Annotated in this window: 14 protein-coding genes; 7 read left to right on the top strand and 7 right to left on the bottom strand. The window is 68.6% G+C overall.

Annotation, left to right across the window (positions count from 1 at the left end; translation table 11 throughout):
- Positions 1-2: 2 nt before the first annotated feature.
- The 5 genes from ON20_RS37760 to ON20_RS03075 form a co-directional block, all read right to left on the bottom strand.
- A complete protein-coding gene (locus tag ON20_RS37760; RefSeq protein ID WP_083864543.1) occupies positions 3-2,834 on the bottom strand; it encodes an amino acid adenylation domain-containing protein in 2,832 nt (943 codons plus the stop codon).
- On the bottom strand, positions 2,831-3,799 hold the full coding sequence (locus ON20_RS03090) for a 3-oxoacyl-[acyl-carrier-protein] synthase III C-terminal domain-containing protein (protein ID WP_083864566.1): 969 nt from the start codon (positions 3,797-3,799) through the stop codon (positions 2,831-2,833). Before ON20_RS03090 ends, ON20_RS37760 begins: the two co-directional genes overlap by 4 nt.
- A 14-nt stretch (positions 3,800-3,813) precedes the next feature.
- Complete coding sequence (locus ON20_RS03085; RefSeq protein ID WP_281032838.1) at positions 3,814-4,851, bottom strand: acyl-CoA dehydrogenase family protein; 1,038 nt, start codon at positions 4,849-4,851, stop codon at positions 3,814-3,816.
- A gap of 74 nt (positions 4,852-4,925) precedes the next feature.
- A complete protein-coding gene (locus tag ON20_RS03080; RefSeq protein ID WP_051161493.1) occupies positions 4,926-5,207 on the bottom strand; it encodes an acyl carrier protein in 282 nt (93 codons plus the stop codon).
- A gap of 120 nt (positions 5,208-5,327) precedes the next feature.
- Complete coding sequence (locus ON20_RS03075; RefSeq protein WP_083864541.1) at positions 5,328-5,945, bottom strand: TetR family transcriptional regulator; 618 nt, start codon at positions 5,943-5,945, stop codon at positions 5,328-5,330.
- 174 nt (positions 5,946-6,119) lie between these two features.
- On the opposite strand from ON20_RS03075, the gene ON20_RS03070 reads away from it, so the two are divergent.
- From ON20_RS03070 to ON20_RS03055, 4 genes are all read left to right on the top strand, one after another.
- Positions 6,120-6,932, top strand: coding sequence for an SDR family NAD(P)-dependent oxidoreductase (locus ON20_RS03070; protein WP_040833350.1), 813 nt, complete (start codon positions 6,120-6,122; stop codon positions 6,930-6,932).
- The gene (locus ON20_RS03065) at positions 6,929-7,756 is read left to right on the top strand and encodes a TIGR03619 family F420-dependent LLM class oxidoreductase (protein ID WP_040833349.1); all 828 of its coding nucleotides are present in this window, start codon (positions 6,929-6,931) and stop codon (positions 7,754-7,756) included. Before ON20_RS03070 ends, ON20_RS03065 begins: the two co-directional genes overlap by 4 nt.
- A 20-nt stretch (positions 7,757-7,776) precedes the next feature.
- On the top strand, positions 7,777-8,268 hold the full coding sequence (locus ON20_RS03060; protein WP_040833348.1) for a nuclear transport factor 2 family protein: 492 nt from the start codon (positions 7,777-7,779) through the stop codon (positions 8,266-8,268).
- A 181-nt stretch (positions 8,269-8,449) separates the two neighbouring features.
- A complete protein-coding gene (locus ON20_RS03055) occupies positions 8,450-9,616 on the top strand; it encodes a thiolase family protein (RefSeq protein WP_040833347.1) in 1,167 nt (388 codons plus the stop codon).
- Between the two features lie 30 nt (positions 9,617-9,646).
- On the opposite strand, the gene ON20_RS03050 is transcribed toward ON20_RS03055, so the two are convergent.
- Together ON20_RS03050 and ON20_RS03045 are read right to left on the bottom strand one after the other, a co-directional pair.
- Positions 9,647-10,210 carry a C40 family peptidase gene (locus tag ON20_RS03050; protein WP_040833346.1) on the bottom strand — a complete coding sequence of 188 codons (564 nt, stop codon included), beginning with the start codon at positions 10,208-10,210 and terminating at the stop codon, positions 9,647-9,649.
- Positions 10,211-10,455: 245 nt separating this feature from the next.
- A complete protein-coding gene (locus ON20_RS03045) occupies positions 10,456-11,037 on the bottom strand; it encodes a helix-turn-helix domain-containing protein (protein ID WP_040833345.1) in 582 nt (193 codons plus the stop codon).
- A gap of 84 nt (positions 11,038-11,121) precedes the next feature.
- Between ON20_RS03045 and ON20_RS03040 the strand changes: the two genes are divergently transcribed.
- The 3 genes from ON20_RS03040 to ON20_RS03030 all read left to right on the top strand — a co-directional run bounded on the left by ON20_RS03040 (position 11,122) and on the right by ON20_RS03030 (position 14,127).
- A complete protein-coding gene (locus ON20_RS03040) occupies positions 11,122-11,718 on the top strand; it encodes a class I SAM-dependent methyltransferase (RefSeq protein ID WP_040833344.1) in 597 nt (198 codons plus the stop codon).
- A 167-nt stretch (positions 11,719-11,885) separates the two neighbouring features.
- Entirely contained in the window at positions 11,886-12,590 is a 705-nt protein-coding gene (locus ON20_RS03035) for a CocE/NonD family hydrolase (RefSeq protein WP_051161489.1), read from the top strand.
- Between the two features lie 538 nt (positions 12,591-13,128).
- Positions 13,129-14,127 carry an adenylate/guanylate cyclase domain-containing protein gene (locus ON20_RS03030; protein WP_040833343.1) on the top strand — a complete coding sequence of 333 codons (999 nt, stop codon included), beginning with the start codon at positions 13,129-13,131 and terminating at the stop codon, positions 14,125-14,127.
- The last annotated feature ends 6 nt before the right edge of the window (positions 14,128-14,133 follow it).

The following is a 14,133-nucleotide window of genomic DNA, read 5'->3' as shown; positions in this document are numbered from 1 at the left end:
GCTCACAGCTCGAACGCCAGCGGCGTCGGGGGGTCGTCGGGGGGCCGGGGTGCCGACAGGGCGGTGGCCTGGGCCTCGATCGTGGTCAGGTCGAACAGTTGGCCAACCCGTATCGCGCCCGGCCATTTCGCTTCCAGACGCAGATGCAGGTGGACGATCAGATGGGAATCGCCGCCGATATCGAGAAAGTTGTCGGTGCGGTCGAAATCGGCGTGGCCGAGCGCTTCTTCCCAGATCAGCGCCACCGCGCGTTCCTCGTCTGTCCACCGGTCCCGGGATACGACCGGACCGGCGGGCGCATCGTCGGACGCCAGGTGCCGTAGCGCCGCGTAGTCGCGTTTGGTACTCGCCACGGCGATCGGGATGGCGTCGAGAAACCGGAACCGGACCGGAACCGACTGGGCGACGAGTTGCGCCCGGCAGAAGGCGATGAGTTCCCGGTTGCCGGGCGGTTCGACGATTCCGTCGGCGGCAACACAGAAGGCGACCAACCGCATCGACCCGTCCGGCCCGGTCGAATCGATAACCGCCGCTTCCCGGACCGCCGGATGGCTCTCCAGCACCGACTCCACCGCCGACAGTTCGACCCGCACACCGCGCACCTTTATCTGGCCGTCGACCCGGCCGTGGAACTCGAACGCGCCGGCGGTGTCGACACTGGCCAGATCGCCGGTGCGGTACATGCGCGCCCCGGCAGCGGCGGCGAACGGATCGGCGACGAAAACCCCGGCGGTCGCCGCGGGCCGGGCCGCATAGCCGCATACCACCTGCTCGCCGCCGAGGTACAGATCCCCTACGGTGTCCGGCGGGGCCGGTCGCAACCTGTCGTCGAGCACATACGCGGCGGACCCGCGCATCGCCGTGCCGATCGGCACGATCCGCTCGGGCGGCTCCGCCACCTCGTGGGCGATACAGGTGACCGTCGCCTCGGTGGGGCCGTACTCGTTGACGAACCGGGTCCGCGGCAACAGTTCTCGGTGGCGCGCGACGAGGTTTACCGGGACCGCTTCGCCGGCGAGGGCAACCAACCGTAGAGTGTCCCGCGATTCGGGGAGCCGCGGCAGCAGCAGTCGGTACATCGCCGGCGTGGCGCCGAGATGGGTCGGCCGCCACCGGTCGACGAGTTCGGCCAGTGCGTCGGCGTTCCCGAGCGTGGGACCGTCCGGAAGCACATTGGTCCCCCCGATGGTCAGGCCCCAGGCGGTCACCATCAACCAGGCGTCCCACAGCAGGCACATCACCGAGAAGGTCACCGGTGGTTCACCGTCACAGTGCTCGTAATCCCGTGACGCGATCATGGACGCCAGGTTGGCCCGTGATACGACGACCGCCTTGGGGATTCCGGTCGATCCCGAGGTGGTGATCACATAGGCGGGCGCCTGCGCCGGGACGGTCTCGGGAAGTTCGGCGCTCGCCGTCACCGGGGTGCGCATATCCACGGTCGCCACCTGCTCGGGAAGCGCCGGCGGGCGCTGTCCGGACACGAGCACCGCACCGCAGTCGATATCGTCGAGCAGGGTTCGCAAGGTGACGGCCGGATGGTCCGGTTCCACCACGCACCAGGCCGCGCCCGCGCGCAACGCGGCGAACATGCCGACCACGGTGTCCAGGCTTTGCACCACATACACCAGTACGACCTGCCCGGGTCGCACGCCCGCCGCGACAAGCCGTCGGGCCAGCGTCGCGGTCGCCTCGTCGAGTTCGCGGTATGTCGCGCGGCGCTCGCCCACCACCACCGCGGTCCGCTCCGGCACTCGCTCGACCTGACGGAACAGCGCGGCCACCGGATCGCCGGGCGTCGGCTCGCCCGCCACCCGAACGTGGTCGGCGGGCGGAAACCGGTGCGCCGCATCGTGGGCGAGCAGCATCCGATCCTCGTCCGTGGATACCACGGCGAATCCGGAGAACCGCAGGGTCACCAGCATGACCCGGTTGGCCGGCGTCGGCACGAACTCGGCGACCGGCCGCAGCCCCGCCGCGCGGGCCCGTTCGACCAGATACCGGATGAACGGCGCACCCACCCCGCGCGACATGACCCGGCACGACATCAAGATCAACAGGAGCGCGGAATCGGTGCCGCGCCGTTCGGTCACCGCCAGGCCGATGGTCCCGTATCCACCGAACCGGTCGCGCAGGGACGCGACCAGCACCTCGTGCTCCGCCGACCCGCACAGCGCGCGCAGTTCCTCGATATCGAAAGTGCGTCCGGTGGTGTTGAGCTGGTTGGTGCGGACCGTGAGTTCGTGGGCGCGGTCGAGGTCCGCGGCCGTCGCCCGGCGCACAGCGAGCACGAGCCCCAGCGAGGCCAGGAAATCCGTATCGGATCCGGCGTATTCCCGTTCGCCGGTGCGTCTGGCCCGTTCGGCGCGGTAGTAGTCGCGGCGCCGGCGGGCCTCGTCCGTGATCGCCGCCGGCACGAACTCGGGCAGTTCGGGCAGCTCGGACACTTGCTCGGCCGGATAGCACCGGACCTCCGGATGCGCGGCGGCGACCTCGGCGCGCTCGACCGGGTCGTTGTCCACGAACGCCACCGTGTCGATACCGATTCCCAGTGACTCGGCGATCCCGCGCACCGCGTCCGATTTGGGACCCCAGCCGACCTGGATCGCCGAGAACATGTCCTCGATGCCGTGCCGGCGCAGATGTTCGGTCGCCGCCGCCAGTTCGCCCCGGCCGGCGACGGCGTGCAGAATGCCGCGTTCGTCCAGAACCCGCAGGGTGCGCAGCACCTCCGGTTTGGGTGCCGCGCCATCACGTTCCAGCACCACACCGTCCCAGACCGTATCGTCGAGATCCCAGACCAGGCACTTCACCGCCACCGGCTGCGCCGTCATACCCCCACATCCGTTCTCCGCAGCACTGCCGTGCTCCACGCCGCCACCGGGCTGCTGTTGAGCAGCAGGATGGTGGCGCCGGGCGCGAGGGTCGCCGCGGCGTCGTCCAGATTGATCAGTACATCCGCCGAGCCGAGATGTCCGTAGCGGGCGAGGTTCTCGGCGCAGCGGGGATGGATCCGCCGGCCGAGGGATTCCGACCAGAAGGCGAACGCCCCCGCGGACAGGTTCTGCATGAGTACCGCCGAGATGTCCCCGGGGATAAGGCCGTTGCGCGCCAGTATTTCCGCGTTGATCGCGGTGAACCGTTTACTGCTCTCCACCGCGAGCCGAAAGGAATAGGTCGGTTCGTCGGCGCACTCCTCGACCCAGTGCTCGCTGGGCACGTCCCGGTAGTCGATGCGGAACAGGTCGGCATAGCGGCCGTCGCTGCGCACGGTGATATCGATGAGCTCATAGCGACTATCCACGCCGTCGGCGGTCACCAGGACAGCCGCCGCGCCGTCGCCGAGGATGGTCATGGGACTGCGGTAGCGGGCGCGGGTCGGCGTGCGGGCCGCGGCGACCACCAGCACGGTCCGACAGTGCGAATCGCCGCGCAGCAGTGCCGCCGCGAGCCGCAGCGCCGCCGATACCGAGACACAGCCCAACTCTCCGACCCCCGCGACGAACGCGCGTTCGGCACCCAGCGTCTGCTGAAGCCGGGTCGCCTCGGAGGTGAGCAGATACTTCGGGGCCCGGCCCTGCACCAACAGCAGCGCGTCCAGGGCGGCGGCGTCGAGACCGGCCCGCCGCAGGGCCTGGCGGGCGGCCCGCTCGGCGAGGTCGGCCTCCGTGGCACCGTGGGCGCAGCGCACGGTTTCTATTCCGAGGGAGAGCGCGTGTCCGCGCCGCGTGGATGGCAGTTCGGCGAGTTCGGGCAGGTCCGGCACCCGCTGCGTATGTTCCGGGAACCACGTTGCCACGGGTCCGATCCCGATCACGATTCCCCGCCTTCCCGCTGTGCGATCTCGGTGAGCAGCTGATCGCCGAGGTGCAGTTCGGCGATGTCGCGGGAGCCTTCGATGATCTGCATGATCTTCGCGTCCCGGAAGAAACGCCCCACCCTGCTGTCCGGGGCGCAGCCTGCGGCGCCGAGCACCTGCACCGCGTGCGCGCCGACCTCGGACGCCGCCTCGGCCGCGGCGTATTTCGCGGCCACCGTGGCCATGATCGCGGCCGGGTCCGCGGCCGCCCGATAGCGCGCCGCGCGTTCGCACAATGCCTGCGCGGCGTCCACCTCGACTCGGCAGCGTCCCAGGCCCGCGCGGATCTTCTCGTGCTCGGAGAGCCGGATACCGCCCTGTGTCCGTCGCACCGCGTACCGGGCCGCGTCGTGCAGGCAGGCGCGCGCCATCCCCACACATCCCCAGGCGACGGTGTACCGGCCGTGGTCCAGCGCGGTTCCCACCACATGGCCGAGGCCGAAACCGGCCGGGGCGATGAGCTGCTCGCGGGGCACTCGCGCCCGGTCGAAGGTGATATGCGCGATCCGCGCCCCGCGCATACCCAGCTGGTCGACCACCGGTTCGACGGTCACACCGGGTTGGTCGGTGGTTACCAGGGCAGCCTGTAGTCCGCCTTCGGCCCGGCCGAGCACCAGCAGCACATCGGCCACCACACCGAAACTCACCCAGAGTTTGCGCCCGCTCACCCGCGTCTCGGCTCCGGTGTCCTCGAAGACCGTCTCGACGCCGGCGAGATCGGTGCCGGCCCCCGGCTCCGTGGCGGCCAGTCCGGCGATCAGTTCCCCCGAGGCCAGCCGCGGCACCCAGTGCGCCCGCTGCGCGGCCGTGGCCCAGCGGTCCACGGCCGCGCTCACCATGCCGCCGACGGTGAGCAGGCTGCGCAACGAGGTGCATACCGAACCGAGCCGGGCGGCGTTTTCTCCGAGTTCGTGCGGGTCGAGGCCGTGGCCACCCCGTTCCCGTGGGCGATCCAACCCGAGCAGCCCTGCCCGTGCGGCCGCGCCGACGATATCGTCGGGCAGTCCTACCCGGTCTCACTCGGCCGCGTCGGTGCGCGCCGCCGTGATCAGATCTCCGATATTGGTCAACGGTCCGCAGCTCCCCGCTTCTTCGTCACGAACGCGGCAACCCGTGCGGCGGTGCGGAAGTTGTCCAGTTCCAGATCGTCGACATCCACCTCGAGGGCGAATGTCCGCTCGACATGGGCCACGATCTCCAGCGCGCGAAGGGAATTCACCAGCCCGAGCTCGAAGATGTCGTCGTCCGGTCGTAGTGGGGTCGCTGTCATCGCGCTGAAGTAGGCGCGCAGCTGTTCTACGAGTTCTGGTGGGGCGTCGGTCCGGCTGTGGTCGAGCGGAGGCTGCACCGCCCGATCGGAACACGGCCGGACCGGGGGCCTCAAGACCACGGTCGTAGGGGCAGAAAAAGTACCGTCATGGGACTCGTCCTCGGTGCCGCGGCGGCGGACCCTTGGCCGCGGTCATTGCTACGGCCCGGCGCCGGGTTGCTCTTTTCGATCCTGTGCCCAGGGAACGAGCAGCAATGCGCAGGCGCGGCGTATATCGGCTGCGGCTTCGGTCATCTCGAGTTGGCCGGCCGTGGCCCAGGTGAGGATGCCGTAGGCGCACTGTTCCACCAGGCGGGCGAGCCGCTGGTCCTCGGCCGTGGGTTCGGCGATACCCGCGACGGCGATGATGCGGTCGCGCATCATGGGGTCCACCGCGACCGTACCGGACGAGCGCACGGCGTTGGCGGACACCAGCATGGCTCTGGCCAGATTGGGCCGGCGCAGCAGTCCGGTTATCGCTCTCGCGAGGTAATCGGCGACCGCGGCGACCGGGTCGTCGGGTTTCTCGGCCGGAACCGGCAGATCCCGTACCGCGGCTTCCAACACACCGGAGAACAAGTGGTGCTTGGACGGGTAGTAGCGGTACAGCGTCCCCAGCGCCACTCCGGCGGCCGCCGCGACGTCGGACATCTGGACATGCTCCAGGCCGTGCTCTTCTCCGAGCCGTACGGCCGAGCGCAGGATCGCGTGTCGACGCGCGTGCTGTCTCGTCGTGGACGCCCTACCCGGCTCCCGTGACTCCGCTATACGCGGCACAGCATCACCTCCGTGAAAACTAGAATTCACTCTAGTATTTTGTTGGTTCGAGTTGTACAACTGGACCATGCCGACTCTTCACCACCCGTCTCTCGCCCACCCTCCCGATGCGGCTCGACCTCGGGGTCAGCGCTGCCCCGAACCGCACCACCGATCCCGAACGGAGAGCGCGGAATGACCCAAATCGACCCGCAACGGTACGGCCCATGGGCGGTGATCACCGGTGGCTCCGAAGGCGTCGGGCGCGCGTTCGCCCTGCGATTGGCCGCCGCGGGCGTCCATCTCCTGCTGGTGGCGCGGCGACAGGATCCGCTCGATACCACTGCCGAGCAGTGCCGCGCCCTCGGCGTCGAGGTACGCACCCTGGCGACCGACCTTTCCCGTCCATCGTCGGCGGCGGAAGTAACAGCCGCGGCCGATGACCTCGAAGTCGGCCTGCTGATCCACAACGCGGGCGCCAACACGCACAGCGCCCCCTACCTGGACGGCGACCCGGCCGCATTCCAACAGGTGGTCGACCTCAATGTCACCACTCCGCTGGCGCTCGTCACCCATTTCGGCGCCGCGATGCGGGCCCGGCGGCGCGGCGGAATCCTGCTGGTCGGATCACTGGCCGGGCTCCTGGGTTCCCGGAACCACACGGTGTACGGCGGCGTCAAGGCCTTCGGCAGGATCTTCGCGGAAAGCCTATGGCTCGAACTCCGGGAATACGACGTGGACGTGCTCGAACTGGTTCTCGGGGTGACGCGCACACCTGCGATGGAACGGGTCGGCCTCGATTTCGATATCCCCGGCATGCCGGTGTCCGAGCCCGACGAGGTCGCCGAGGAGGGGCTGACGATGCTCGGCCGCGGACCTGTGCACATCGTCGCGGCCCACCAACGTCTGGCGGCGCAGCGCAACGACCCCGACCGTGCGGCGACCGTGCTGCGCGCCGATCGGACGATGCGTCGTCTGATCGGTCTGTCTCCGGGGGAACATCGGTGAGAATCGGCCTGTCCACCCCGATCGTGGTGCAGGTTCCCGGCGTCGCCTCCCCTTGGGAGACCACGGCCGGAGCCGCGGAACTCGTGCGGGTGGCCGAAACCGCCGATGCGCTCGGATTCGACCATCTGACCTGCGCCGAGCACATGGGCGTGCCGGCCGGGGCAGCGGCGACCCGCGGATCGACCTACTGGGATCCGCTGGCCACTCTGTCCTTCCTGGCGGCGCACACCTCGCGTATCCGGCTGGCGACCACGGTCGTCGTACTCGGTTACCACCACCCACTCGCACTGGCGAAGCGCTACGGCACGCTCGATCGGCTCAGCGGCGGCCGCGCCGTTCTCGGCGTCGGCGTCGGTTCACTGGCCGAGGAGTTCACCCTGCTGGGAGCGGAGTGGGACGAGCGCGGCGGCGTCGCCGATCGCACACTGGCGTCTCTTCGCGCCGCCTGGGGGCGAAGAGAGGTCGACGGGTTCGTCATCGAACCGCATGCCGGCTCCACCACAGCGACCATCTGGGTGGGCGGTCGCAGCCGCCGATCACTGCGCCGCGCGGTGGAATCCGGCACCGGTTGGGTTCCGTTCGGATTGTCCACCGCAGCCCTCACCGAGCACCTGCGCGCGGTGGAACTGCCGGACGGCTTCGAAATCGTGCTGAACTCCGGGCATGCGCTCGATCCGATCGACGATCGCGCGGGTGTACGGCGCCGCCTGAGCCGACTGCGGGATATCGGCGCCACCGTCGTCACCTGCACCGTCCGGGCATCCGACTCCGAGCATTACTGCGATCAGCTCGCCGCACTACAAACCCTGGCCGAGCCACTCTGAGACCCACGAAGGACACCACCATGGACAACGACAGGCTGACCCGACTGGAGGAACGGGTGCGGCGACTCGAGGATGAACTGGACATAACTCGGCTTATCGCCTCCTACGGCCCCTATGTCGATACCGGAGCCGCCGAGGCGGTAGCGGACCTGTGGGTCGAGGACGGCGAATACGATGTCGAGGGATGGCATATGCGCAGCCGCGCCGACATACGCGCGATGGTCGAATCCGACGCCCACCAGTCCCTCATCTCCGCGGGGTGCTCGCATTTCCTCGGCCCGGCGCACGTCGTCATCGATGGTGATCACGCCGTGGCGGTCTGCGAGTCCCTGTTGGTTCGTCACCGGGAGGGCCACTTCCGAGTATGGCGTGCGGGGGCGAACCGCTTCGAACTCGTCCGTACGCCGCGGGTCGTACGGCGGGTCACCCACCGTACGACCCGCGCCCTCGACGGCACGCCCGAAGCGCGCCGTCTGCTGGAGGCGAATGTTCCGGACGCGGACGCCACCTGACCGAGAATGCCCGGACCGACGGGACGGACACGCCGATCCGCCACCGTGCCACTCGACGCATCCAAGCGGCGGTATCCGTCACTGCCATCCCCATGACGGTGCAGGTACACACGCGAATGGCTGTTAACTTATTATCGTACGGTCAGCAACGCGACGCAGCGTCCGAGAGTCAGGAGAGACTATGCCGTCCGCAGTCATCGTCGACGTGGTCCGCACCCCGTCCGGCAAGGGAAAGGCGGGCGGCGGACTGTCACAGGTCCATCCCGCCACGTTGCTCTCCGGTGTACTGAGCGAACTGTGCAAGCGCAACGATCTCGACCCCGCCCTGATCGACGACGTGGTCGGCGGCTGCGTCACGCAGAGCGGCGAACAGTCGATGAACATCACCCGCACCGCGGTGCTGGCGGCCGGTTTCCCGGAATCGGTCCCGGCCACCACCGTAGATCGGCAGTGCGGTTCCAGCCAGCAGGCCGCGCATTTCGCGGCGCAGGGTGTGATATCGGGCGCCTACGATATCGCCATCGCCTGTGGAGTGGAGTCCATGAGCCGGGTTCCCATGTTCTCCAATGCCCAGGGCCAGGACCCCAACCAGGGCCCCATCGCGCACCGCTACCCGGAAGGGCTGGTACAGCAGGGCATTTCGGCCGAGGTCATCGCAGCCCGCTGGAAATTCGACCGCGTCGCCCTCGACGAATTCGCCGCCCGCTCCCACCGGCTGGCCGCGGAAACCGCCGAAGCGGGTGGTTTTTCGAATGAAATCGTCGCCGCGGGTGAATTGACCGCGGACGAAACAATTCGCGCCGCCACCACTGTCGAGAAATTGGCCGGTCTGAAACCGGCTTTCGCCGACGAGAAGTATGAGCAGCGGTTCCCGAAAATCGAATGGTCCATCACCCCAGGTAATTCGTCGCCGCTCACCGACGGCGCCTCGGCCGCGCTCATCATGAGCGAGGAGACCGCGAACAGGCTGGGCCTGCGGCCGAGGGCCCGGTTCCATTCCTTCTCCGTGGTCGGTGACGATCCGCTGCTCATGCTCACTGCGGTGGTGCCCGCCACCCGCAAGGTGCTGCAGCGGGCCGGCCTGAGCATCGATGACATCGATACCTTCGAGGTCAACGAGGCGTTCGCCCCGGTGCCGCTGGTGTGGCGGACCGAGCTCGACGCCGACCCGGACAAGCTCAACCCGCGCGGCGGCGCGATCGCCCTCGGCCACCCGCTCGGTGCCTCCGGCACCCGCATCCTGGCCACCATGGTCAACCACCGGGAACAGACGGGTGGCCGCTACGGTCTGCAGACCATGTGCGAGGCGGGTGGCCTGGCGAACGCCACCATTATCGAAATGTTCTGAGCCAGAGCGCTTCCCGCGGTGCGACGGCGGTCAGAAGCGTCGAGCTCCCACCACCGGCATCGACGACATCGGTGCCAGCTCGACGCCCTGACCGTAGGTCGCGGCGTGGATGACCATGCCGTCGCCGGCGTACAGCGCCGAATGGCTGCCGTCATAGAAGGACACCACGTCGCCGGGCTGGAGCCGATCCAGCGGCACCGGGGTACCGGAGTCGAGCTGCTGATAGCTGGTCCGTGGGAGCTGCCGTCCCGCCTGACCGTAGGACCACTGCACCAGGCCGGAGCAGTCGAAGGCGTCGGGTCCGACACCGCCGAAACGGTATCCGGACCCCAGTTTGGTGCGGGCTGCGCTGACGGCGCGCTCACCCAGGGTCTGCTGCGGGGCGACGAACACGCCGGGCGCGGGGATACTCCAGGTGCCGGGAAAATCGGCGGGAAGAGGGATTTCTTCGGGGATTTCGATCGTCCCCACACCGATCACATTGATCGGTCGGGCCTCTGCTGTCGGCGCCGCGGCGAACAATGCGGCTCCCACTGTCGCGGCCACGATGGCCAGTGCGGTACGCGGGTGGAGATTTAGCGGTACAGAATCCATATCTTGCGGTCCTCCGTCCTCAGGTCGAGTGCCGGTGAGCCGCAGGGAATTTCGGTGCGGATTTCACCGACTTCTCGAACAGCGTTGGGGAAACACCACAGCATCTGTCTGTCCTGCAAAATCCGCAGCAATAATTCGCCCTATCGCGATCGTTATCGGAATACGACACGGCAAATTTTGATAACGAAACAGTAACCATTGCAAAAGTGCTGGATATACGCCCCGCACGCGACAGACGAATGGGGTCACGGACGGTAACTCGCCCGGATGTGGAAGCGCTCCCCCTGCGGGCCGTAGATGCTCAGGTACTCGACGGGATGTTCGTCGGCATTGCCGAACCAGTGCGGCAGGTGCGTGTCGAACTCGGCCACCTCTCCCGGCGTGAGCACCATATCCCGATCGCCGAGGATCAACCGCAGCCGACCGTTGAGCACATACAGCCAGTGGTAGCCCTCGTGCGTCCGCAGATCGGGTTCGCGGTCAACGCGCCGCCCGGACAGAATCTGCTTGTACGCCTGCAGGCCGCCGGGTTTGCGGGTGAGCGGAATGTAGGTCTGCCCGTGCCGGGTAACCGGACGCGGGTGCACCCGGGGATCGCCGGTTTCCGGCGCGTCCACCAACTCGTCCAGCGGCACATGGTGCGCCTTGGCCAGCGGTAACAGCAACTCGAGCGTGGGTTTGCGCTGCCCGGATTCCAGCCGCGAGAGCGTGCTCACCGGAATCCCGGTGAGTCCGGAGAGCGCGGACAGGGTCATCCCCCCGCGTCGACGCAGCTCACGCAGCCTGGGACCGACCGCGTCGATGACCTCACCGAAGTCCTGGATCATGTCCCCATTGCAGTTTTGGCAAATTTCTTTGTCAAGTCCGCGCATCTGGGCTCATCCTGGCGCTACACGAGAAGGGAGCACGGAGTGAACCAGGAATTCTGGGACGAGATGTACGGCCGCAGCGAACAACTGTTCAGCGGCCTACCCAACGACGTACTGATCGCCGAGGCACGCGACCTACCGGGGGGCCGCGCCCTGGACATCGGCTGCGGCGAGGGTGCCGACGCCCGCTGGCTGGCCGAACAGGGCTGGCAGGTAACCGCGGTGGACGTCTCGCGCGTCGCGCTGGAGCGTGCCCGCGCCGCCCACCCGGACGTCCGGTGGACGCACGCGGACCTCACCGCCGTACCGCCCCCGCCCCGCTCCTTCGACCTCGTGTCGGCGCACTACTTCCCCATCGAGCGCGAACCGGACCACACCACCGTGCGCGGGCTGCTCGCCGCCGTCGCGCCGGGCGGCACCCTGCTGTTCGTCGCACACAATCCGGCGGACTTCCCGCCGGACCACCACCACGAACACGATTTCGACCCCTACGCCTACTACCTGCCCGCCGATATCGTCGAACTCCTCGACGACTCGTGGACCGTTCGGGTGCACGAGACACGTGATCGCACCCGTCCCGGCCCACCCGGCACCCCCCACGTCAAGGATCTGGTGCTGCGCGCATACCGGGCGGACTGATCCGCCCGGCCGCGAACCCGGCGCGTCGATACCGGATGGATCAAGAGCCGATTGCTATTGTCGGCACCTGTGCCCAGCATCCGGACCCACGACGCGGAGGAAGTTCATGCGGCAGAAACGGCCGGTCCACGGGGGCGAAGGCCGCTACCACCCTCACCGTCGAGGCCATGGCCGCGGCACTCGTCGGAGTGACCACGATCACTCACCACCGGATCCGCGGGGTCACCGAACCCGTGGTGTCCGGAGCCGAACCCGCGCAGCAGTGGACCCTTACACACGACGGCCCGCAACCGTACCCGCGGGAACATATCGAACGGGACATGCGAATCACCATGAGTGACGGCGTGCTGCTCGAGGCCGATGTGTACCGGCCCATGACGGCCGACGGGCAGGTGGAGACCCGGCCCCTGCCCACCGTTGTGACCATGACGCCGTACCCGAAAATGCGCGCCGGCCTGATCGACGCGGCCGTGAACCGCCCCGGCCTGCAACCACTTGCCATGGACCCGGTGGGCCGAATCAACCTCTCCGGCACCCCGCTCAGTGGATTCGGCGAACTGGACCACGCCATGGACGGTGGCACCGTCCCCACCGTGCTCGGGCCGGACCGCAAACCGGTGCGCTCCGGCTACACCCTGGTCGCGGTGGACGTCCGGGGTACCGGCTACTCCCAAGGCAGAGGGGACACCCTCGGCGCCCGGGAACAGCAGGACACCCGCGAGGTCATCGAATGGGCGGCCGGGCAGCCGTGGTCGAACGGCAAGGTCGCTATGAGCGGCGGCTCCTACGCCGGAATCAACCGGCTACGCGCCGCGGAGAACGCGCCCGCCCCGCTGAAGGCCATCTTCCCGTCGTGCCAGGCAGCGATCTGATGCGCGATATCGTCGCCCCGAGCGGAGGCGTGGGGGTCACCTTCCTACCGATGTGGCCGTCCACGGTGAACCGGGCCGAGCTGATTCCCGATATCGCGTCGATGCTCGACGGCACCTTCGACTGGAAACGACTCGCCGAACCGGCGACGAACTTCGACCTGCTCGCCCAGGCGCTGCTCACCCCGTCGCTCGAGGAGATGGCCCCGCTCTGCGGGGCGCGCCGGACGCGGACAGCGCGTTCCGGCAGGGCATCACGGACCGGCCGGAGCGGGCGAGCGTGCCGACCTTCGTCTACGGCGGCCGGCGAGGCACGGATCATGCTCGCCTCGATGCGCAAGAATGGACCTCTCCCCCGAGAGCCTGTAACACCTGAAGTTACAAGCCCTCGGGGCCGACCGAGATCACAGCGTGCGCCCCGGCCGCCGACCGATGCGGGGCGCGAGGCGGTCGAGCGGGAGCGGACCATCCCGTCGAAGCCGATGCCGCGCGGACAGAGAACGCCGGCCGCCACCTCGACCCCAGCCGTAAGGTTGCGGCCATGGCGTCACGTGAAATCCCCCGGCAGGTGCAATCGGTGGTCGAGACGTGCCTGCTCGCCGGCACCCGTCGATACAACCGGCTCGAAGTGGCCGAACGAGCCGGTGTCGCACCGGAACTGACGCGGCGACTGTGGGTGGCGCTCGGCTTTCCGGCGAGCGCCGACGATACCGCGCAGAACTACACCGACGCCGATATCGCCGCTCTCACCCGGTTTCGCGGTCTCGGTGCCCTCGCCACCTCCGATATCCGGCAGCAGGCGGCGACCGCGCGCACCATCGGGCAGACCATGGCACGGCTGGCCGAATGGCAGGTGGATCTGGTGCTCGACGAGATAGGCCGCCGCGTCGCCGCGGCCGACCCGGCCGACGACCCGGCCGAGGTCGCCCGTACCGCCACCGAATCGGTGCTGACCGCCCTGGACGACCTGCACACCTACACCTGGCGCCGGCACCTGGACGCGGCGCTGTCGCGGGCGCTCGACGGCGTGGGCACCACCCCCGATTCGACCCGGGTGCTGGCCGTCGGCTTCGCCGATATGGTCGGCTACACCCGACTCACCCGCCATCTGCACCCGGACGAGCTGGCGACCCTGTTGGAGGCATTCGAATCGACCACCACAGCGGCCGTCACCGAGAACGGCGGATGGGTTATCAAGAATGTCGGCGACGAGGTGATGTTCGCCGCCGACTCCGCCGTCGAGGCCGCCCGGATCGCGCTGGCCGTCCAGGAGTCGACCATGACCGTCGGCACCACCCCGGAGCTGCGGGTCGCCGTGGCCTACGGCCCGGTGCTGCAACGGTTCGGCGACCTGTACGGCTCGGTGGTGAATATCGCCGCCCGGTTGACCGGCGTGGCCCGGCCCGGCACCATCCTGGTCGATGACGGCGCCGCGGCCGAGCTGGAGGGTGAGTCCGAATTCGCCATCCGGCATCTACGCAGTGTGCGGGTGCGCGGGTTCAACCGGCTGCGCCCGCACGTGCTCCGTCGTAACGAGTAGGGCCGG

Source organism: Nocardia brevicatena NBRC 12119, assembly GCF_000308495.1.
GTDB lineage: Bacteria > Actinomycetota > Actinomycetes > Mycobacteriales > Mycobacteriaceae > Nocardia > Nocardia brevicatena.
Note: the sequence above shows the minus strand (reverse complement) of the source record. Positions and strands in the feature narration are given on the sequence as shown.